Annotated in this window: 18 protein-coding genes, 1 tRNA gene and 2 pseudogenes; 11 read left to right on the top strand and 10 right to left on the bottom strand. The window is 62.3% G+C overall.

From position 1 onward, the window contains the following. Positions 1-16: 16 nt before the first annotated feature. From RSPPHO_RS20100 to RSPPHO_RS19185, 4 genes are all read right to left on the bottom strand, one after another. Positions 17-1,438, bottom strand: a complete 1,422-nt coding sequence (locus tag RSPPHO_RS20100; protein ID WP_157879224.1) for a hypothetical protein — start codon at positions 1,436-1,438, stop codon at positions 17-19. 30 nt (positions 1,439-1,468) lie between these two features. After that, positions 1,469-1,684, bottom strand: a complete 216-nt coding sequence (locus RSPPHO_RS12620; protein ID WP_041794081.1) for a hypothetical protein — start codon at positions 1,682-1,684, stop codon at positions 1,469-1,471. Between the two features lie 4 nt (positions 1,685-1,688). Next, on the bottom strand, positions 1,689-2,042 hold the full coding sequence (locus tag RSPPHO_RS12615) for a hypothetical protein (RefSeq protein ID WP_157879223.1): 354 nt from the start codon (positions 2,040-2,042) through the stop codon (positions 1,689-1,691). A gap of 128 nt (positions 2,043-2,170) precedes the next feature. Further along, positions 2,171-2,758, bottom strand: a complete 588-nt coding sequence (locus tag RSPPHO_RS19185; protein WP_197535608.1) for a terminase gpA endonuclease subunit — start codon at positions 2,756-2,758, stop codon at positions 2,171-2,173. Between the two features lie 134 nt (positions 2,759-2,892). Between RSPPHO_RS19185 and RSPPHO_RS22035 the strand changes: the two genes are divergently transcribed. Beyond that, positions 2,893-3,333, top strand: a complete 441-nt coding sequence (locus RSPPHO_RS22035; protein ID WP_041795439.1) for an HK97-gp10 family putative phage morphogenesis protein — start codon at positions 2,893-2,895, stop codon at positions 3,331-3,333. Positions 3,334-3,801: 468 nt separating this feature from the next. Here RSPPHO_RS22035 and RSPPHO_RS22030 read toward each other — a convergent pair. Continuing rightward, a pseudogene (locus tag RSPPHO_RS22030) lies at positions 3,802-4,344 on the bottom strand (nucleotide exchange factor GrpE); the annotation flags it as partial. A gap of 51 nt (positions 4,345-4,395) precedes the next feature. Then, the gene (hrcA, locus tag RSPPHO_RS12580; protein ID WP_014415606.1) at positions 4,396-5,454 is read right to left on the bottom strand and encodes a heat-inducible transcriptional repressor HrcA; all 1,059 of its coding nucleotides are present in this window, start codon (positions 5,452-5,454) and stop codon (positions 4,396-4,398) included. A 365-nt stretch (positions 5,455-5,819) separates the two neighbouring features. Here hrcA and RSPPHO_RS19175 point away from each other — a divergent pair. The 5 genes and pseudogenes from RSPPHO_RS19175 to RSPPHO_RS12560 form a co-directional block, all read left to right on the top strand. Then, positions 5,820-5,957, top strand: a pseudogene (locus tag RSPPHO_RS19175) (large ribosomal subunit protein bL35); the annotation flags it as partial. After that, positions 5,957-6,415, top strand: coding sequence for an arsenic resistance protein (locus RSPPHO_RS20095; protein WP_014415605.1), 459 nt, complete (start codon positions 5,957-5,959; stop codon positions 6,413-6,415). The pseudogene RSPPHO_RS19175 and the gene RSPPHO_RS20095, both read left to right, overlap by 1 nt. Next, positions 6,412-6,852: an arsenic resistance N-acetyltransferase ArsN2 gene (gene arsN2 / locus RSPPHO_RS12570; RefSeq protein ID WP_051013870.1), complete on the top strand. Its 441-nt coding sequence runs from the start codon at positions 6,412-6,414 to the stop codon at positions 6,850-6,852. The genes RSPPHO_RS20095 and arsN2 overlap by 4 nt, the downstream gene beginning before the upstream one ends. A gap of 18 nt (positions 6,853-6,870) precedes the next feature. Further along, a complete protein-coding gene (locus RSPPHO_RS12565; protein WP_014415603.1) occupies positions 6,871-7,836 on the top strand; it encodes a permease in 966 nt (321 codons plus the stop codon). Between the two features lie 14 nt (positions 7,837-7,850). Further along, positions 7,851-8,087, top strand: coding sequence for a thioredoxin family protein (locus RSPPHO_RS12560; protein WP_014415602.1), 237 nt, complete (start codon positions 7,851-7,853; stop codon positions 8,085-8,087). On the opposite strand, the gene RSPPHO_RS12555 is transcribed toward RSPPHO_RS12560, so the two are convergent. Beyond that, complete coding sequence (locus RSPPHO_RS12555; protein WP_041795434.1) at positions 8,084-8,563, bottom strand: Lrp/AsnC family transcriptional regulator; 480 nt, start codon at positions 8,561-8,563, stop codon at positions 8,084-8,086. The two genes, RSPPHO_RS12560 and RSPPHO_RS12555, sit on opposite strands and share 4 nt — an antisense overlap. Before the next feature lie 266 nt (positions 8,564-8,829). On the opposite strand from RSPPHO_RS12555, the gene RSPPHO_RS12550 reads away from it, so the two are divergent. The 4 genes from RSPPHO_RS12550 to RSPPHO_RS12535 all read left to right on the top strand — a co-directional run bounded on the left by RSPPHO_RS12550 (position 8,830) and on the right by RSPPHO_RS12535 (position 12,194). Continuing rightward, positions 8,830-9,627 carry an alpha/beta fold hydrolase gene (locus RSPPHO_RS12550; RefSeq protein WP_014415600.1) on the top strand — a complete coding sequence of 266 codons (798 nt, stop codon included), beginning with the start codon at positions 8,830-8,832 and terminating at the stop codon, positions 9,625-9,627. A gap of 72 nt (positions 9,628-9,699) precedes the next feature. After that, positions 9,700-10,353: a hypothetical protein gene (locus tag RSPPHO_RS12545; protein ID WP_041795432.1), complete on the top strand. Its 654-nt coding sequence runs from the start codon at positions 9,700-9,702 to the stop codon at positions 10,351-10,353. A 191-nt stretch (positions 10,354-10,544) separates the two neighbouring features. After that, a complete protein-coding gene (locus RSPPHO_RS17975; protein ID WP_051013869.1) occupies positions 10,545-11,570 on the top strand; it encodes a M78 family metallopeptidase domain-containing protein in 1,026 nt (341 codons plus the stop codon). A gap of 12 nt (positions 11,571-11,582) precedes the next feature. Continuing rightward, on the top strand, positions 11,583-12,194 hold the full coding sequence (locus RSPPHO_RS12535; RefSeq protein WP_041795421.1) for a hypothetical protein: 612 nt from the start codon (positions 11,583-11,585) through the stop codon (positions 12,192-12,194). A 92-nt stretch (positions 12,195-12,286) separates the two neighbouring features. Here the strand turns inward: RSPPHO_RS12535 and RSPPHO_RS12530 are convergent. The 3 genes from RSPPHO_RS12530 to RSPPHO_RS12520 form a co-directional block, all read right to left on the bottom strand. Continuing rightward, positions 12,287-12,361, bottom strand: a tRNA-Gln gene (locus tag RSPPHO_RS12530). Positions 12,362-12,490: 129 nt separating this feature from the next. After that, the gene (locus RSPPHO_RS12525) at positions 12,491-14,347 is read right to left on the bottom strand and encodes a monovalent cation:proton antiporter-2 (CPA2) family protein (RefSeq protein WP_081581761.1); all 1,857 of its coding nucleotides are present in this window, start codon (positions 14,345-14,347) and stop codon (positions 12,491-12,493) included. Between the two features lie 347 nt (positions 14,348-14,694). After that, the gene (locus RSPPHO_RS12520) at positions 14,695-15,741 is read right to left on the bottom strand and encodes a type IV pilus twitching motility protein PilT (RefSeq protein ID WP_014415597.1); all 1,047 of its coding nucleotides are present in this window, start codon (positions 15,739-15,741) and stop codon (positions 14,695-14,697) included. A 278-nt stretch (positions 15,742-16,019) separates the two neighbouring features. Between RSPPHO_RS12520 and RSPPHO_RS12515 the strand changes: the two genes are divergently transcribed. Then, positions 16,020-17,264, top strand: a complete 1,245-nt coding sequence (locus RSPPHO_RS12515) for an FAD-dependent oxidoreductase (protein ID WP_014415596.1) — start codon at positions 16,020-16,022, stop codon at positions 17,262-17,264. Positions 17,265-17,288: the final 24 nt, after the last annotated feature.

Below are 17,288 nucleotides of genomic sequence, written 5' to 3'. Positions count from 1 at the left end.
GAAGGGACTCCTGATATCAGTTCGATTCAATATCGTACACAGCAGAGTAGTAGATTTTTCTTTCTCCTGGCCCCTTATAATGCTTACTAGTTTGCACAAATTCGATAAATTGAACAAAATCAGTCGCATTTTCCACATAGAGCCTCATAGTATAAATATTTCCCTTATCCATACTTAGAGGCGTGGGAAAGGTAACCAACATAGGAACCATGCCTGTTATCGAACGTAAATCTCGGTGAATAACAGCTAACTCATTTCCTTGACTATCATAGACAGCGCCACAGAAATGGCCATTTGTATTGGGGTGAATTCTCAAGCAAAACACAATTCCAAGAAGGGTGCCTTTAGGTTCAATTTTTATTTCTTGATATCCTGATTCCCTAAGATCAGAACCAAACATCAGTGTCCAGTAATCATTCCAGACGCCTAGATGGTAGATATAGTCATAGGCCGCTGTCATTGCCGTGACAACATTCTCCATAAATATATTAATTGACGCAACAACAGGTAATATATTTTTATCTTCGACACCAAAGCAGTTTTTGACAAGAAAGCTCTTGCCAAATTGCTCTGGATTAATCGGCAGGACATTAGGAGGCCAATTGGAAATTGATTTAAGAAACATTATTCTTTCAAACCCAAGTTCATTGTTTTTAGCGTTGCTTTTGTAGTGGTTCTCTATAAGTGAATTAAGATCACTTCCCTGAGTCGGCATGAGATTGTTTTGTGTGCGCTCCAAGAATAAATCTTTAATTGCGCAGAATCTCTGTTCCCGATGAAGATATCCAGGAATATCGTTTGATTTAATTATTTCAGAAATGACGTTTTTGTTGATTTGCCCGTTAAAATTTTGAGAGACGAACAAGCGTAACTTTATCAAAAATGACTGATCTGAGTGTAACTCGATTGCGTCATGGAGGCCTTTTGTCCATCCTTCTTCTGTCCCTGGACACACGACGCAGATACCCAGATCTTTGATTGAAGAGAAAGGTTGTTGATCTGCGGCAACAGGAACTGCATTAATAAATGCAGCGTTTATAAGTAAATTAAGCGTCTTAAATGGAAGGTTTCCAGTAGCTTTGGTTGGCGGATGGATAATAATGTCAGGGTTTATTGTCCGCAAACGCCCTAATAAAAGTCCGTAGTTCATGCTTTTTTCAAAGCGATGAACTTCGACGTTAGCGCTGAAATCAAAGTCTATTTCTTTAGATGATACTATGTAGCATTCAATTCTTCGGCTTTCTGCAATATTATTAATTGCAGGTACGACAATTTTTGAGAACCCATCAATTCGGTGATCCCCACCAAAAACACAGATTTTTATACTGTTAATAGCCCCCGTTGTGAAAATTAAAGGATAAACCATAGGCTTGTCTGAGAATAAACCAAGGGGTGGTGTACCCTGTTGAGGTGGCGTCATAGGAGGCGGTGAAGGCACGCCACGCGGCCTTGGTGCGGCGAAGGAGGCTCAAAGCCCGGATCCTCCGTAAAAGCGCACCGTGCGCACACGTTTCACCGACTGGAGGCGGCCGATCTCCGCCTCAATCTCCCGGATGATCGCGTCCTGGCCGCTGATTCGATACGACACCGACGATCCATCGGCATAACTCATCTGACTAACCAGCGACCGCCGAATGTTCCGCGCCTCGGCAAGCTGCGCTTCCAACTCTTCAAGCGTTGCCATCAAATCACCTATTCATCCAGTTCGAGCGCGCCATCGGCCGAACAAACTGCGCGTGCATTTCCATTGCGCGCCAAGCGTCGGGGTCACCGTGCCTGACAGCGTGGCGCACGAGCCCCTCAAAAGCTTCGTCGGCAACCCAAAGAATCGTCGTGATCTGGCTCACCGCAACGTGTTCGGCGATAACTTCGGCAATCCCTTTCAGGTCGCGAGCCTTTTGAGCTTCATCGACAGCCACACATCGGGCACCCTTGACCGCCTCGGCGAGCCTCTGAAAATCATCAAGGCCCACAACGGCCACGCCGTCGCCCAGCCACGTCTGGTCCCGAAACTCTTCGACAATGCTTGGGCACGGGGTCACGTAGACCGCCTTAAGGCCCCGACCTGCAGCCGCCGACGTCAGCGCTTGGGCCGTAGTCGATTTTCCGCCCTGGATCGACCCGGACAGAAACAGGTGGCGCCTTTGCAAAAAGCGATTCCGTTCCATCCTCACCCCATCCACTGCGAGCGCGTCACCCGGCGCGGCTTGCGCTTCGGCTTCTCGACCGGCGCGACCTCAACCACCGGGGTCTTCTCCGCTTCCAAACGCTGCGCCTCCGGCGTGTCGATGCGCACGACAGGAGCGTCTACCGCTCCGACCTTCACGGCCTCGCGATCCAGATCCAGGCGGTGCTGCATAATCAATCCCCACAGCGCGGCGTAGGCGTAGACTCGGCAGTCCAGGGCCTCATGGGCCATGCCCTGCTTCGGCACCCACACCCGGCGCGACCTCCCCCCGTCCCTCTTGAGGGCAAGTCGCTCGCTGGTCAGTTGGGTGAAGTACCCGGCGTCCCGTTCAGCCGGGAAGTGCATGTACCCCGGCCCGGGCGCCTCAATGCTCAGGCAGTCCGAAATTCGGTCTTTGGCTGCGTTTGTGCCGATGATGACCGGCTTGTTGTCTTTCGATCTCTTTTTCGCCACCCGAGACGTGGGCCACACCGGGGAGCGCAGGCCGCTGGTCTCCGACGCGCCCTTGATCGCCCAGATCCGCCGCGTCAGCCCCGACTGTGGGGGCGATCTGGTCCAGGCTGCCGCCATCAAGGGCATTTCGATGACCGCGTGATGATCCGTTTCCGCTCCGGGTGCTGCGGCCTGGGGCGGGATCGGTGGGCCGGTGGTGGTGGTCTTGGGCATTCCCCCACTGCCGGCCCGCTTCCTCGAAGGAGAACGTCATGAGCATTAAATCCCGCCGCGCTTACGCTTCCCTGCCTAAGGTCCGCAAGATTTTGCGCGAGTTGCCCGACGAGCTGACCAAGGCGCTCAAGACGACCTTTGCCGAGGGCGCCGAGGAAATGGCCCAACAGGCGACGGCGAACGTGGTTGAGGCTGGCCTGATCGACAGCGGGGAACTGGTCCGATCCATGAAGGCAAAGACCAGCCGCGACGGCCTGACCGCGAAGGTCGGCATTGTCGGGCAACGCGACAACAAATTGGTCTGGTACGGGCACTTTCATGAGTTTGGGACGCGCGGATGCCCAGAGAAAAACATCCCGCCCCTGCCAGCCCAACACTTCCTGGGACGGGCTTTCGACCAGACGAAACAACGCTTCGGGCAAAAGATAGCCGATGAAGTCGATCGGGCGCTTGATCGCGCCTCCCAAGGTAAAAAGTAAGGACTCGCGCCGATGCACAGCACGCTTGTTTTTCCAGACCCCGGCTCGTGGGACGTTCTGGAACTGCCCTTCACACCCGATCGGATTTTGTGCGTCGAGGTGTGGTGCCCTGACAAAGAAGTTTGGGTGACGGTCGCGCCCGAACGTTGGCGCTGTGACGGCGCCCGGATCCTCCCCGTTGGCGAATGGCCGACAGCGGTGGAGATGCGGGTGACGGTGGCGTCCTGATGCCCTACGCCCCGCCTCGGATATGCGCGCGGTGCAAGAAGCTGGTGCCCCATGGGCAACGCTGCCCATGCGCACCGGCCAGGGAGCCGGATCGGCGGGAGTCCGCGAGCAAGAGGGGCTACGGGGCACAATGGCGGCGGCTCCGGGACCTGGTGTTGGCCGACGAGCCGTTGTGTCGCGAGTGCGCCAAGGTGGGGCGATGACGGTTTCCCGCTTGGGGCCGCCGCGCGACACCACCACCATGGCCGGGCGCAACAAGCGACCGTGCAAGGTGTAGCCGTCCTGGTAGACCTGGACCACGGTGCCAGAGGGCACGGTCACGTCCTCCAGTTCCTGCACCGCTTGATGCAAGTTGGGGTCAAAGGGCTCGTTGAGCGGCTGCACCCGGCGCACCTCGTGCTTGGCCAGGGCGTTTTCCAGCTCGCGGGCGGTCATTTCCACGCCCACGGCCAGGGTCCGCAGGATCTCGTGCTCCTGGCGTGCCTCTTCGGGCGCCGCCGACAGGGCCCGCGCCAGATTGTCGGCCACCCCCAGGATGCCCCGGGCAAAGTTGGTGATGGCGTACTTGGTGTTGTCTTCAATGCGCTTGTCGGCCATGCGCCGGGCGTTCTCGGCTTCGGCCAGGGCGCGCAGGTAGTCTTCCTTCAGCTTGCGGTTTTCGGCGGTCAAGGCCTCGACGCGCCGGGCCAGGTCCTCGCTGGGGTCGGCCGGCGGTTCGGCGCCGGGGGCCTCCGCGGGCGTCTGGGGCTCGGGGGCGTCGGGCGTTTCCGTGGGCTGCTGCATGGCGCTTTCCGTCTTGCGTCGTCTGTTCCAAAAAAAGACAGCCAAGGTCGATCAGCCCATCAACCGGCTGATAACCTTTGACGTGTAATCGACCAAAGGAATAATCCTTCGGTAGTTGATCCGCGTCGGACCGATGACGCCGATGGCGCCAACGATCTCCTCGCGGCTATTGAGATAAGGCGCCACGATCATTGAGCAACCCGACACGGAAAACAACGCATTCTCGGCGCCGATAAAGATTTGGACGCCCTCGGCGCTGTTGACCAGATCCAAGATGCGCAACACGTGCTCGCGGGTTTCCAAGGCGTCGAACAGGCCGCGGATCCGCTCCAGGTCCTGCAAGGCGGTGACATCGGCCAGCAAATGGCTTTGGCCGCGCACGATCAGCTCGCCCCGGCGCTCGCCGCCCGACCACGTGGCGATGCCGGCCTGGACGACGCGCGAGGCCAGTTCGTCCAGGCGGTCGCGGTGCTGGGCGAGGTCGTCTTGAATGGTGGCGCGGGCCTCGTCCAAGGTGCGGCCGGCCAGATGGGCGTTGAGATAATTGGTGGCCTCGGCCAGCGCGCTGGGCGGCAGGCCCTGGGGCACCTCCAGCACCCGGTTTTCGACGATGCCGTTGCCCGTCACCATGATCACCAGGGCGCGGCCCGGTCCCAGGGGCACAAACTCGATGTGCTTGAGCGAGGCGTCCACCTTGGGGGCCAGCACCAAGCCGGCACAGCGCGACAGGCCCGACAACACGCTGGTCGCCTCGCTCAGGGCCTCGTCCAAGCTCTTGCCAGCGGCGTTGACCTTGGTCTCGATCTGCCGGCGCTCGTCGGCGGCCAGCCCTCCCAGTTCCAGGAGACCCGAGACAAACAGGCGCAGACCCTCTTCGGTGGGCAGGCGCCCGGCCGAGGTGTGCGGGGCGTAGAGAAGGCCCATCTCCTCCAGGTCGGCCATGACGTTGCGGATGGTGGCCGGCGACAGCGAGACCGAGAGCCGACGCGACAAGGTGCGCGACCCCACGGGCTCGCCGGTTTCCACGAAGGTATCGACAATCTGGCCAAAGATTTCCCGCGATCGCTCGTCCAGGGCCGCGAGGGCGGGCCCTTGCCCCGTCGATGTCATGGGCGCATGGCTCCTTGTCGTGCAGGAAAGGGAGGAAAGAATGAGGGTAGGGGGCTGGGGCCTTGGGGTAAAGAGGGGAGTGAACCCGGTCCCAAGGGATTTCGGCCCAAGGGATTTCGGCCCAAGGGATTTCGGCCCAAGGGATTTCGGTGGGAATCGCGCGGATCTGTTCCACGCGTTCTGGACAGGCCTTGCACCGAAAGGGCCGGACCTGTATAACCCCTCGTCCCCAAGGAAATCCGGGCGGCACGGCGGTGGGCTTTTGGGTTGCCAAAGCCCCGGGCATGCCTAGCCGTCCCTCCAGACCCTGCGCGGCCCGTCGATCGGCGGTCCCAACAGGATCGGCTCCAGAGAAGGAACCTGAAATGCCCAAAATGAAGACCAAGAGCGCGGTGAAGAAGCGCTTCAGCCTCACCGGTACCGGCAAGGTCCGCGTCAAGGTCGGCTACAAGAGCCACCTGCTGTCCAACACTTCTGCTGTCGGTCGGGCTTTACATCGTGGGTGCCGGTGGTCATCGCCCAACTCGCCCGCCGCGCCCTGCTGGCCCGGGGACCCGACGCCTTGGCCGCCACCTTGGGGCGGCTGGGGCCGTTCTCCCTGGGGGCGCTCTTGGCGACCTTGGTGCTGCTGTTCGGGTTTCAGGGCGAACAGATCCTGGCCCAGCCCGCGATCATTGCCCTGCTGGCGGTGCCCATCCTCTTTCAGGTCTATCTCAACAGTGCCTTGGCGTATGGCCTTAATCGCTGGCTCGGCGTGCCGCATGCCGTGGCCGGTCCCTCTGCCCTGATCGGGGCCAGCAACTTTTTTGAACTGGCCGTGGCGACCGCCCTTGTCCTGTTCGGCTTCCAGTCTGGGGCCGCGCTTGCGACCGTCGTTGGGGTGTTGATCGAGGTTCCCGTGATGCTGTCGGTGGTGAAAATCGTCAATGCCAGCAAGTCGTGGTACGAGGCCCGAGGATGATGCCCTCCCTTGTGATGACATTCTGTCCCAGCGTGGATCCAGCGTTGCGCGCTGCCCTCGTCGCCGCCGATCTGCCGGTCGAGGATCTCGACGACGAGGGGCGCTTGTTCTTCCGATTTCACGACGACCAGGGCGTCTTGGTGGGCCATGGCGGCCTCGAATGCCACGGGGCGCTGGCCTTGGTGCGCTCGGTGGTGATCGTCCCCGGGCGGCGGGGGCACGGGCTGGGGAGTGCCTTGGTGGGCGCGCTTCTCGAGAGAGCCCACGCCCTGGGCTGCCGGGAGGCCTACTTGCTCACCACCACAGCGGTCGGGCTCGGGCAGCGGTGTGGCTTTCGTCCCCTGCCCCGCAGCGAGGCGCCCGCCGCCATCCAGGCCTCGCGCCAGAGTGCCGCCCTGTGCCCCGCCTCGGCGGTCTTGATGACCCGTTCCTTGTGACGGGCGAAAGAGCCCCTGATGTTTGCCCTATTCACCCGTCTTGCCGACCTGACCACCTATTCCTTGCTCGGGTTGGATCCCGGTAGCCGGCTGGCCGAAGCGGTTCATTTTTTTATCGAGGATACGACCAAAATCTTTGTGCTTCTGGTCGTGGTAGTTTTCGTCATGGCCCTGTTTCGCTCCGTGCTCTCGCCCGAGCGGGTGCGTCGGTCCCTGGAGGGGCGATCCCGGGGGCTGGGCTATGTTCTGGCTGTCACCCTGGGGGCGGTGACACCGTTTTGTTCCTGCTCCTCGGTGCCCCTGTTCATCGGCTTTCTTGAGGCCGGTATTCCCCTGGGGGTGACCATGGCCTTTCTCATCACCTCGCCCTTGGTCAACGAGGTGGCGGTGGTGATCCTGGCCTCGGTGGTCGGTTGGAAGCTGACCGTGGTTTATGTGGCGACCGGCTTGGGGGTCGGGCTGGCGGGCGGGATCTTGATCGATCGGCTGCACCTGGAGCGCTGGGTTGAGGGGTATGTGTGGAACATTCGCCTGGGCGCCGTCGCGATCCCGGACGGTGCCTTGGGGGGACGGGCCCGGATCCGCTCGGCCTGGGGCGAGGTCCGCGATATCGTGGGGCGGATCTGGCTTTACGTTTTGATCGGCATCGGCATCGGGGCGGCCCTGCACGGCTATGTGCCGGAGGACTTTCTGGCTCGCGTCGCCGGCCCGGCCAACCCGTTTGCGGTGCCGATCGCCGTCTTGATGGGCTTGCCCCTTTACTCCAACGCCACCGGGATCATTCCCGTGGCCGAGGCCTTGCTGGCGAAGGGGGTCCCGGTGGGCACGACGCTGGCCTTCATGATGAGTGTCGTCGCCCTGTCGTTGCCCGAGTTCATCATGCTGCGCAAAGTGCTGAAGCCGGCAATGCTGGTGTTTCTCGCGGTATTCCTCAGCCTGTCTTTTGTCGTGGTTGGGCTGTTGCTCAATGCGTTGTTCGTCTAGCCAAGGAAAGTCTTATGAAATCCATCAAGGTTCTGGGCTCGGGGTGCAAGACCTGCGTCAACACCGCCAAGCTGATCGAGGACAAAGCCCGGGCCCTCGGTGTCGCGGTCGAGATCGAAAAGGTCACCGACATGGCCGTCATCCTGGGCCATGGGGTGATGCGGACCCCGGGCGTGGTGGTGGAGGGCAAAGTCGTCCACGCTGGCGGCATGCCCTTGCCCGAGGCTGTTGAGGCATGGCTGAAGGCCTAGCCTGCGCGTTCCTCCGATCCCAGCGGCAGTTCATGGGCCAGTTTGATGGTCTCCATGGGGATTTCGGTTTTGATGCTTTGAACCCCGGGGATCCGGGTCAGGTGCTCGACCTGGAAGCGGCGGTAGGCTTCCAGGTCGGCGGCCACGATGCGCAGAAGAAAGTCGCAGTCGCCGGCCATCAGGTGGCATTCCACCACCTGCGGCAGGGCCTGGATGCACGTGATAAAGTGCTCCACGGTCTCGGCATCCTGGGCGGACAGGCAGATGCGGGCGAAAACGCTGAGGCCAATCCCCACCTTGGCCGGATCCAACACCGCAACATAGCGCGCGATCACCCCGGCTTCTTCCAGCAGGCGGACCCGGCGCAGGCAGGGCGAGGGCGACAGGCCAACGCGCTTTGCGAGTTCCACGTTTTGCAATCGGCCATCGTGTTGGAGGGCCACGAGAATCTGGCGGTCGATGTCATCCAGGAGCATGGGCCTCATCGTCTTGTCTGGTCAGGGCTTTTGGCATGATCGACCCATTTGGGGCGGATCTTCCGAAGGCTGCAACAAGATTTCAGGGCATCAGGGAAGGCCGGGGAGGCGAGCCTCCCCAGACCCCACGTTCCCGCAGGCCCTGCGCATCAAGGCAAGCCCCAGGATCGGAGGGGTCTGGGGAGGCCCGCCTCCCCAGCCTTCCTTTCGCCGCAAAATAAAAGTATTATGTATCCATTACACTTAAAACCGACAGGAGAGCCCCCATGACGCAGGCCGAGCCGCGTCCCCAAGATGGCTGGGTGGACTTGGCCCAGGGGCGGATTTTTGTCCGCTCGTGGGAGCCCGCCTTGCCGCCCACGCTCAGTCCGGTGGTCTTGTTTCACGACTCCCTGGGCTGCGTGGCCCTGTGGCGCGATTTCCCGGAGCGCCTGTGCCGGGCGACCGGGCGGCGGGTCATCGCCTATGACCGGTTGGGGTTTGGTCTTTCGGATGCCCGCACCGACCGCCTTTCCCTGGAGTTCATCGCCCAGGAGGCGGTGGCGGTGCTGCCGGACTTGCAGCGCTCCTTGGCGTTCGAGCGCTTCGTGGCCCTCGGGCACAGCGTGGGGGGCGGCATGGCGGTTCACGCGGCGGCCCAGTGGTCGCGGCACTGCGACGCCTTGATCACCGCCGCCGCCCAAACCTTCCCAGAAGGCCGAACCCTGAGCGCGATTGCCGCCGCCCGGGAGTTTTTCAGCGATCCGGCCCAGTTTCAACGGCTGGAACGCTATCATGGCGCCAAGGCGGGCTGGGTCTTGGACGCGTGGACCGAGTCCTGGCTTTCCCCGGCCTTCGCCACCTGGAGCTTGGCGCCTGTTTTGCCCCGCGTCCGGTGCCCGGCCTTGGTGCTGCATGGCAGCGAAGACGAATACGGGAGTGCTTGCCATCCCCTTTTGATTGGCGATCTCAGTGGGGGACAGGCGCGGGTGGAAATCTTGCCCGGCGTGGGTCATGTCCCGCATCGCGACCACCCGGAGCAGACCGTGGCCTTGATCACCGAGTTCTTGGCCGCGCTTCCTTGATCAGAAAGTCCAAGCCTTCCCCTCGTCCAAAGGGCATACTCGCCGTTTGAAATGGAAGGAAAGGAGGGGGCCATGGCGAGGGTTGGGCGACTTCTGGCGGTAGGCCTTCTGATTGGGGTCGCGGCCGCTTGCGGACCGATCTACGAAACGTCCTATGAATTTCGCGCCCCGCGCTCGCCCGAGGGGCGGGTGTGCACCAGCCAATGCCTCAACTGGCAACAAAACTGCACCCACTCCTGCCAGCGGGATGAAGAGCGCTGTAAAGATCGGGAAAGAGAGGACGCTCGGCGCGAGTATCGCCGCTATGTCGATGAAAAACGGCGCGCCGGTCAGAAAGTGACGAAGACGGAAAGCTCCTTTTACGACGGCTATGGCTGCGCTCGCTCCTCCTGTCGCGACGACTGCGACAGCATGTATCGCCAGTGCTTTGTCAACTGTGGTGGATCGGTGGTGCCCAACACGGTGTGTACCGCCTTTTGCGATAAAGCCGGCCCCGGCGCCTCCCCGCCGCCGATGTCCCCCGAGAGGGACCGCTTTGACGGCAAGCGCTCGTCCTCGGGCCTGTGCCACCCAGGCCGCCGGGTCGAGGTCCTGTGGGAAGGCGACTGGTATCCCGCCCGGGTCTTGGAAGAAACAGGCCCCGGTCGCTGCTACATCCACTACGAGGGCTACGGCAGCGACGACGACGAAGAAGTCTCCCCCCGCCGCATGCGCCCGGCCTCTTAACTCCCTGCTGGTGCGAAGGGGACGTGATCCCCTTCGGCCACCACGAGCCCCGCCCGGAGAGGTTCCTTCCGAGGTTCGCTTTTTTCTTCCCCAAGTTTTTCTGACGATCTCTCAGGCCTGAGCTTTTCTGGATTCTCTCCCCATGTTATAGGCAGCTTACATTTCGTTATCCGACGATGGGGGGGTGAGCCATGGCTATCGCGAACCACGCTTCCCTCAGTGATTCTAAAAACAAGAAGGTGCTCCAGCAGGAGCTAACCGCCGTTGGGCTTAAGCCCCAGGACGCAGTTCGCATTTTGCCCGACTGGTGGGAAGAGGCGATCAATCATCCTTCTGGTCTCTTTGAAGTGCGTGGGTTTGTTGCCAAGCATTTTGGTTTGGAGATCGGACCAGATGGTCGTTTGCGCCAACGCCTGATGCAGCAGGCCTGTTTCAAGACGAGGGCGGGGACTAGCATTGCCGAAATCGCTTCAGCGCGTGCGGTAGCGACCGCTGTCGCGAGGCTCGTCGCCTCGGTCACCACGCCGTTGTGGACCGGCTCCCTTCCCTCCGCCATGGCCCTTCGCACGACCGCTTGTGCCCACGGTTCCACGCCTTGGGTGGGACTGGAAGACCTATTGGACGTCTGCTGGGCGCACGGGGTCCCAGTTGCTTATATGCCGAGTTTGCCTGTTGCCAAGCCTAAGATGGACGGCATGGTCACGTTTTGCTGTGGCCGGCCCGTGATCCTTGTGACGAGGAAGATGTCCTCGCCGGCGTGGATGCTGTTTGTGCTCGCTCACGAGATGGGCCATATCGCCGAGGGGCACCTTGACTTATGCGATGGCGGTTCTCTCGTCGATGAAAAGGTATCCGAGGACGACGGCGCCGATGAGCAAGAGAAGGCAGCCAACGCCTACGCCCTCACCGTTTTGACTGGTGGGCAGAATCCGAGCATCCGTCTCACACGTTTGGTGGATGCCGCCAGTCTCGCTGCGTCTGCGCTCGCATACGGCCGTGACAAAGGCATTGATCCTGGCCATGTCATTTTGAACGCGGTGAAGAACACGAAGATCAACGGTAAGGAGCCATGGCCGCTGGGGAGTGCCGCATTGAAGTATATTGGCGAGGACACCCCCACAGAGATGGTCTGCCGTGAGGCCCTTCGGCGCAATATTGACGTCGATGCCCTGTCCGACGATAGTTTAGAGTTTTTGGAGCGTATTGGTCTGTTGTGACGGCAGGGGGCGATGCGCGATCTGCACGCGTTTTTTGATAAGGACGTCTTTATAAAACTGGCGTGCTGCAACCTCTGGGACGAAGCTCTTGGCGCTCTCGGTGTCACCCATCCTTATCGGCTGTCCTCAGCGACTGCCTCTGGAGCGAAGACAGCCCTTCGGCGTATGGCCATAGACGACGCCCTCCGGGCTGCTACGGGCGAACGCCTCACGATGATGGCTAGGCAGGTCCCAGTTGTGCCGGAGCGCTGGGTTGCGGCGGCCGTCACCACTGAGCTTTACAATAACATGATCTCCCATGCGGGCATTGATGCCGGCGAGGCTCAAATCGCGTTGGTTGCTCTTTACTGTGAATGCAATAAGAAACTGGTCACTGGCGACAAGCGGTTTGTGGGCGCTATGGCGCGGCTGTTTCCTGGTGAATTCGAGCGCCTCAGGCCGATGATTCTTAGCTTCGAGCGGTGCCTGCTGGCCGTCTGCGAAGTAAAGGGGTACGAAGCGATCAAAGATCGCTTGTCTGTGGCAAAAGGTTGTGATGGTGCGTTGAGGCTTGCTATCGGGGAGGAAGGGCAGGCTAGTGCCTCGTCTTTCAAAAACGCTCTGTCCAGTTTCAGCCCGTTATAACGAACCGGAGCGATTCGGCTTCCCTGTTCTCCGAATAGCCCTTTATTGACGAAAAAAGCCCACATACCTTCGAGAGGTCTGTGGGCTTTTTCTGGCTGGGGCGCCAGGGATCGAACCTGGGAATGGCGGTACCAAAAACCGCTGCCTTACCGCTTGGCTACGCCCCATCAGGGAGCGGCACGATACGCGAGGGTGGGGGGGCTGGCAAGCGTTTTTTGGGGCCCTCTCGCACATTGTGAAAGCCCAAAAGAAGAAGGGGGGCTGGGGCATCGGCCCAGGTGGCAGCCCCCCTCGCCTCAGGCGGCCGGCGCCTCCGGGGGCAGGTCGCGGCTGGCGGACGTGGGCTTGGGGACGGCGTGAGGGGGCAGGAGGGGCGCGGCGGTGGGGGTGGCGTCTTGTTCGAACAAGGTGCGCAACTCCTCGGCAGCCACGCGGGCCGAGGCGATCAAGGCTTCCTCGTCGTGGCGGATCTTGTATTGCTCTTGCATCAGGCCTTCGTCGTGACGGCGGAACAGGCGCACGGCGCGGCGGGCCACGCCGTCTGAATAGCCAAGGTCGCGGAAGACTTCCTCGGCGATTTCCAGGCTGGAGGCGAAGGTTTCGCGGAACACCTTGTAGACGCCTTTTTCCATGAGGCGATAGGCGTGTTGGCGGTCGCGGGCCCGGGCGAGCACGCGCACGGTGGGATAGCGGCGCAGGACGTATTCGGCCAACGTCAGGGCTTGGTCCGGGTCCTCGACCGCAATCACCAGCACTTCCGCCTGCTCGATGCCGGCGGCGCGGAGCAAGGCGGGTTGGGAGGGGTCGCCGTAGTGGACCACGGTGCCGCGCCGACGCACGAACTCGATTTGCTCGAAGTTGGATTCGATGGCGGTAAAGGGGATGCCGGCCATGCGCAAGGTGCGTGCGACGATTTGGCCGACCCGGCCGAAGCCGGCGATGATCACCCGGTTTTCCCGATCCTCGAAGGTTTCGTACGCCGGGGGGCGGCGTTTGGGCTGGGTCTTGTCCTGGATCAGCGCATTGAGGCCGACCAGGATCGGGGTCATGGCCATGGACAAGGTGACGACCAGCAACAACAGTTGTCCGGTTTGCTTGCTCAAGACGCCTTCGCTGACCGCCAGGGTGAAGACGACGAAGGCAAATTCGCCGCCTTGCGGGACCAGGGTTGCTAGGGAGGCCGCCGAGCGCGATGTCGCCCCGAACATCCGGGCCAGGGTGAACACCACCACGCCCTTGACCGCGAGAAGCGTGGCGACCAACCCCGCCACGATCAGGGGCTTGGTGAGGATGAGGTGGAGGTTGACGCTCATGCCTACCGCGATGAAAAACAAGCCGAGCAGCAGGCCCTTGAAGGGCTCGATGGTGGCTTCCAGTTCCAGGCGGCATTCGGAATCGGCGAGCAGCATGCCGGCCAGGAAGGCGCCGAGTGCCATGGAGAGGCCGGCTTCGTCCATCAACAGACTGACGCCGATCACCAGGGCCAGGGCCGCCGCCGTGAACAGCTCGGGAATCCGGGTCGCCAGCACGATGCGAAACACCCAGCGCACCACCCAGCGGCCGAGGACGATGACGGCGATGATCACGGCCACCGCCCGTCCGGCGTCGTGCAGGGCGGTTTCCCAGTTGAACACGCCGTTGCCTTTGGGGCTTAGGATGGGCATCAGGGCCAGCAAGGGAACCACCGCCACATCCTGAAACAGCAGGATCGAAAAGGCGTTGCGGCCGTAGCCGGTGCGCAGGTGTCCACGCTCGGCCAGGATTTGCAGGCAAAAGGCCGTGGAGGACAAGGCGAGAGCGCCCCCTGCCACCACCGCCGCTTGCCATTTGAGGCCCAAGGCGAAACCAATGCCGCCGAGGGCGGCGCCGCACAGCAAGACCTGGAGACCGCCTAGGCCAAACACCGGGCGGCGCAAGGCCCACAGGCGGGCTGGGCGCAGTTCAAGACCAATCAAAAACAGAAGAAAAACGACGCCAAGTTCCGAAAAATGCAATACAGCGCCGACGTCGGGGACCAGGGCCAAGACGGCGGGGCCCAGCAACAAGCCGGCGGTCAAGTAGCCCAGGACCGAGCCCAACCCCAAGCGCTTGAACACCGGGACGGTGAGCAGCGCGGCCACCATGAACAGAAATGCTTCTTCCAATCCGCTCATGGATCCTTCTCCCCGCAATCCGTCCGGTGCTGTTAAGGATAGCGTGGGCAAGGGGGGCATGACCAGGGGGGTATAAAAACCGCATAAAAAAAACCCCGGGGATCCATCGGACCACCCGGGACAAGGTGTGGGAGTCCCTGGACACGGGACAAAGGGCCGCCCGCCAAGGGGGGCGAATGCGACGGCCTTCTCCTTGTCTACCCGGCCCCGAAATGAGGGGCATTGCGAATTCGCAAGGCGATCTCTCCGAGGCTCCCCCAGGAACCGAGGGGTCTGGGGAGGCCCGCCTCCCCAGCCTTCCCTTCCCAGCCTTCCCTTCTCTTCCCTTCTCTTCCCGCCCGGCGCGCTTACGGATCGTCTTCCCGCCCCGGGACTTCACTGCCCGGGGCCCAGGCCGGGTCCAGGCGGCCCTCGTGGCGCAGCAAGGTCAGGGCCTCGGCCGGGGTCAGCATGCCTTGGCGCCGGCCCAGGTCCATCAGTGCCGGTAGTTGCCGCTCGCGCCCGTCGCGGATGGCGGCACGGACCGCCGGCGTGCCATTGAGCACACTGAACCAGGCGACCCGTCCCCCCCCGCCAGCCGGGACCAAGCGCTGGTGGACCACCGCCGCGAGGCAGCCCGAAAGGCTCTCCCGGGCCCCCGTGCGACGCTCGGGAGCGAACAGGTCCAACACCCGGTCAAGGGCGGCCACCGCGCCGCCAGCGTGCAAGGTGGCCAGGACCAAATGCCCGGTTCCGGCCGCTTGCAGGGCCAGCTCCAGAGTGTCGGCGTCGCGGGCCTCGCCGACCAGGAGCACATCGGGGTCGGCGCGTAAGGAGGCGCGCAGGGCTTCGGCCATGGAGGCGGCATCGCGCCCGACCTCGCGCTGGGTGACGGGACCACCCACCGGGGGATGCACGATTTCCACCGGATCCTCGACCGTGAGGATATGGCGGCCACCCCGGCGGTTGAGGGTGTCGAGAAAGGCGGCGGCGGTGGTGGTCTTGCCCGAGCCCACCGCGCCGCAAAGCAAGATCAACCCGCTGGATCGCTCGGTTAGGGCGCGCACCGTGGCCGGGGCGCCCAATGTCGCAAGGCTCGGGGGCTCCTGGGGCAACAGGCGGACCACCACGGTGAGGCCGCGTGCGCTGCGGCAGGCGCTGACCCGGCACCGCCCAATCCCGGGGCCACCGTCCAGAGCCGCCTCGCCATCGCCCCGCTCGCCTAGGCGCTGTCGTGCGATCGGGGACAGGACGGTGGCGGCCCAGGCCTCCAAGGAGGGAGCCGAGAGAACCAGCCCGGGGATTGAAACCAGCCGGCCGTGAAGGCGCCGGTAGCCTGGGGAGGCCGGCGCGAGGTGAACGTCGCTGGCTCCCTCCGCCCGGGCCTCCTGAAGAATGGCGGCAACGTCTTTCACGATGTTTCCTCAAGAACCGGAGGGGGCGGTAGGAAGGGGAAGGCTGGGGAGGCTTGCCTCCCCAGACCCCTCGTTTTGCTCCGTTTATTTGTCAAAGCACCTAAGAAGGGGAAGGCTGGGGAGGCTCGCCGTCCCCGAGACCCCTCATTTTCCTAAGGATAGAGGGGGTCTGGGGAGGCGAGCCTCCCCAGCCTTCCTTACTCTTTCAGTAAAAAAAGTTGCCTCCCAAGAAAGCCCTTGCTAGGCTGCGGTCATCCTCTTCCTGACGGACGACGCGCATGCCTCTCGCACTGCTCAAAGCCGGCTTCCGCTCCCGCTCCCAGGTGCCCCCACGGGAACTTCCGGCCACCCCGGAGCTCAAGAAGCACTACGACGTGGTGATCATCGGAGCCGGGGGGCATGGGCTGGCCACCGCGTATCACCTTGCCAAAACCTGGAACGTCCGCTCCATCGCCGTGCTCGACAAAGGCTATCTCGGCGGCGGCAACACGGCGCGCAATACGGCCATCGTGCGCGCTAACTATCTGACCCCGGAAGGCGTGGCCTTTTACAAGGAGTCCATGGAACTCTTCGAGACCTTGAGCGAAGAGCTGGACTTCAATGTCATGTATACGCGTAAGCACCACATGACCCTGGCTCATACCGACGCTTCCTTACGCACCATGCGATGGCGGGCCGAGGTCAACAAGCACTTGGGGGTCGAGAGCGAGCTGATCGATACCCAGCGGGTCGCTGAACTGGAGCCCCGTCTCCACGTGGGCCGCGATGCCCGCTATCCCATCCTCGGCGCCTTGCATCACCCGGTTGGCGGGACGGCTCGTCACGACGCCGTGGCCTGGGGCTATGCCATCCGCGCCGCGCAACTCGGCGTCGAGATCCACCAACTCACCGACGTGACCGGCCTAGTTATTGAGGGCAATCGGGTGACCCAGGTCCTCACCCGCCGGGGCGCGGTGGGCTGTGGCCAGGCGGTGCAGGCGGTGGCCGGGGCGACCAGCGCCGTGGCCCGCATGGCTGGGTTGCGCCTTGCCATTCGCACCGTGCCCTTGCAGGCCTGTGTCTCCCAGCCGGTCAAGCCGATTATCAACAGCGTCATCGTGTCGGGCAGCCTGCATTGCTACATCTGGCAATCGCAGCGTGGCGAGTTGGTGATGGGCGGCGCGGTGGATCCCTATCCGCTGTGGTCCACTCGCTCGACCCTGGAGTTCAAGGAGGGGCTGATGGCCCATATCCTGGAACTGTTCCCCTTTTTGGCCGAGGTGCGGGTGATGCGGCAGTGGGCGGGCATGGCCGACATGACCCCCGACTTTGCCCCGATCATGGGGAAGACGCCACTCGACAACTATTACATTGATGCCGGGTGGGGCACCTGGGGCTTCAAGGCGACACCGGTGTGCGGTAAGCGCATGGCCGAGTGCGTGGCCACCGACCGCCAGCCCGAACTTCTGGCGCCCTTTCGCCACGACCGCTTCAGCCGCTTTGACCAAGTGGGCGAAGCCGGCGCCGCCTCGGTCGGCAGCTAGCCAAAAAGAAAAAAGGGGGTCTGG

This window comes from Pararhodospirillum photometricum DSM 122 (genome assembly GCF_000284415.1).
GTDB lineage: Bacteria > Pseudomonadota > Alphaproteobacteria > Rhodospirillales > Rhodospirillaceae > Pararhodospirillum > Pararhodospirillum photometricum.
The sequence above is the reverse complement of the archived record's forward strand: the minus strand, read 5'-3'. Positions and strand labels throughout refer to the sequence as shown.

Coding starts and splice junctions, on each gene's coding strand:
- RSPPHO_RS12535 (WP_041795421.1), top strand. CDS start 11,583: ATGCGCGATCTGCACGCGTTTTTTGATAAGGACGTCTTTATAAAACTG.
- RSPPHO_RS17975 (WP_051013869.1), top strand. CDS start 10,545: ATGGCTATCGCGAACCACGCTTCCCTCAGTGATTCTAAAAACAAGAAG.
- RSPPHO_RS12545 (WP_041795432.1), top strand. CDS start 9,700: ATGGCGAGGGTTGGGCGACTTCTGGCGGTAGGCCTTCTGATTGGGGTC.
- RSPPHO_RS22035 (WP_041795439.1), top strand. CDS start 2,893: ATGAGCATTAAATCCCGCCGCGCTTACGCTTCCCTGCCTAAGGTCCGC.
- RSPPHO_RS12515 (WP_014415596.1), top strand. CDS start 16,020: ATGCCTCTCGCACTGCTCAAAGCCGGCTTCCGCTCCCGCTCCCAGGTG.
- RSPPHO_RS12525 (WP_081581761.1), bottom strand. CDS start 14,347: ATGAGCGGATTGGAAGAAGCATTTCTGTTCATGGTGGCCGCGCTGCTC.
- RSPPHO_RS19185 (WP_197535608.1), bottom strand. CDS start 2,758: ATGGCGGCAGCCTGGACCAGATCGCCCCCACAGTCGGGGCTGACGCGG.
- RSPPHO_RS12560 (WP_014415602.1), top strand. CDS start 7,851: ATGAAATCCATCAAGGTTCTGGGCTCGGGGTGCAAGACCTGCGTCAAC.
- hrcA (WP_014415606.1), bottom strand. CDS start 5,454: ATGACATCGACGGGGCAAGGGCCCGCCCTCGCGGCCCTGGACGAGCGA.
- RSPPHO_RS12550 (WP_014415600.1), top strand. CDS start 8,830: ATGACGCAGGCCGAGCCGCGTCCCCAAGATGGCTGGGTGGACTTGGCC.
- arsN2 (WP_051013870.1), top strand. CDS start 6,412: ATGATGCCCTCCCTTGTGATGACATTCTGTCCCAGCGTGGATCCAGCG.
- RSPPHO_RS12555 (WP_041795434.1), bottom strand. CDS start 8,563: ATGCTCCTGGATGACATCGACCGCCAGATTCTCGTGGCCCTCCAACAC.
- RSPPHO_RS12565 (WP_014415603.1), top strand. CDS start 6,871: ATGTTTGCCCTATTCACCCGTCTTGCCGACCTGACCACCTATTCCTTG.
- RSPPHO_RS12620 (WP_041794081.1), bottom strand. CDS start 1,684: ATGGCAACGCTTGAAGAGTTGGAAGCGCAGCTTGCCGAGGCGCGGAAC.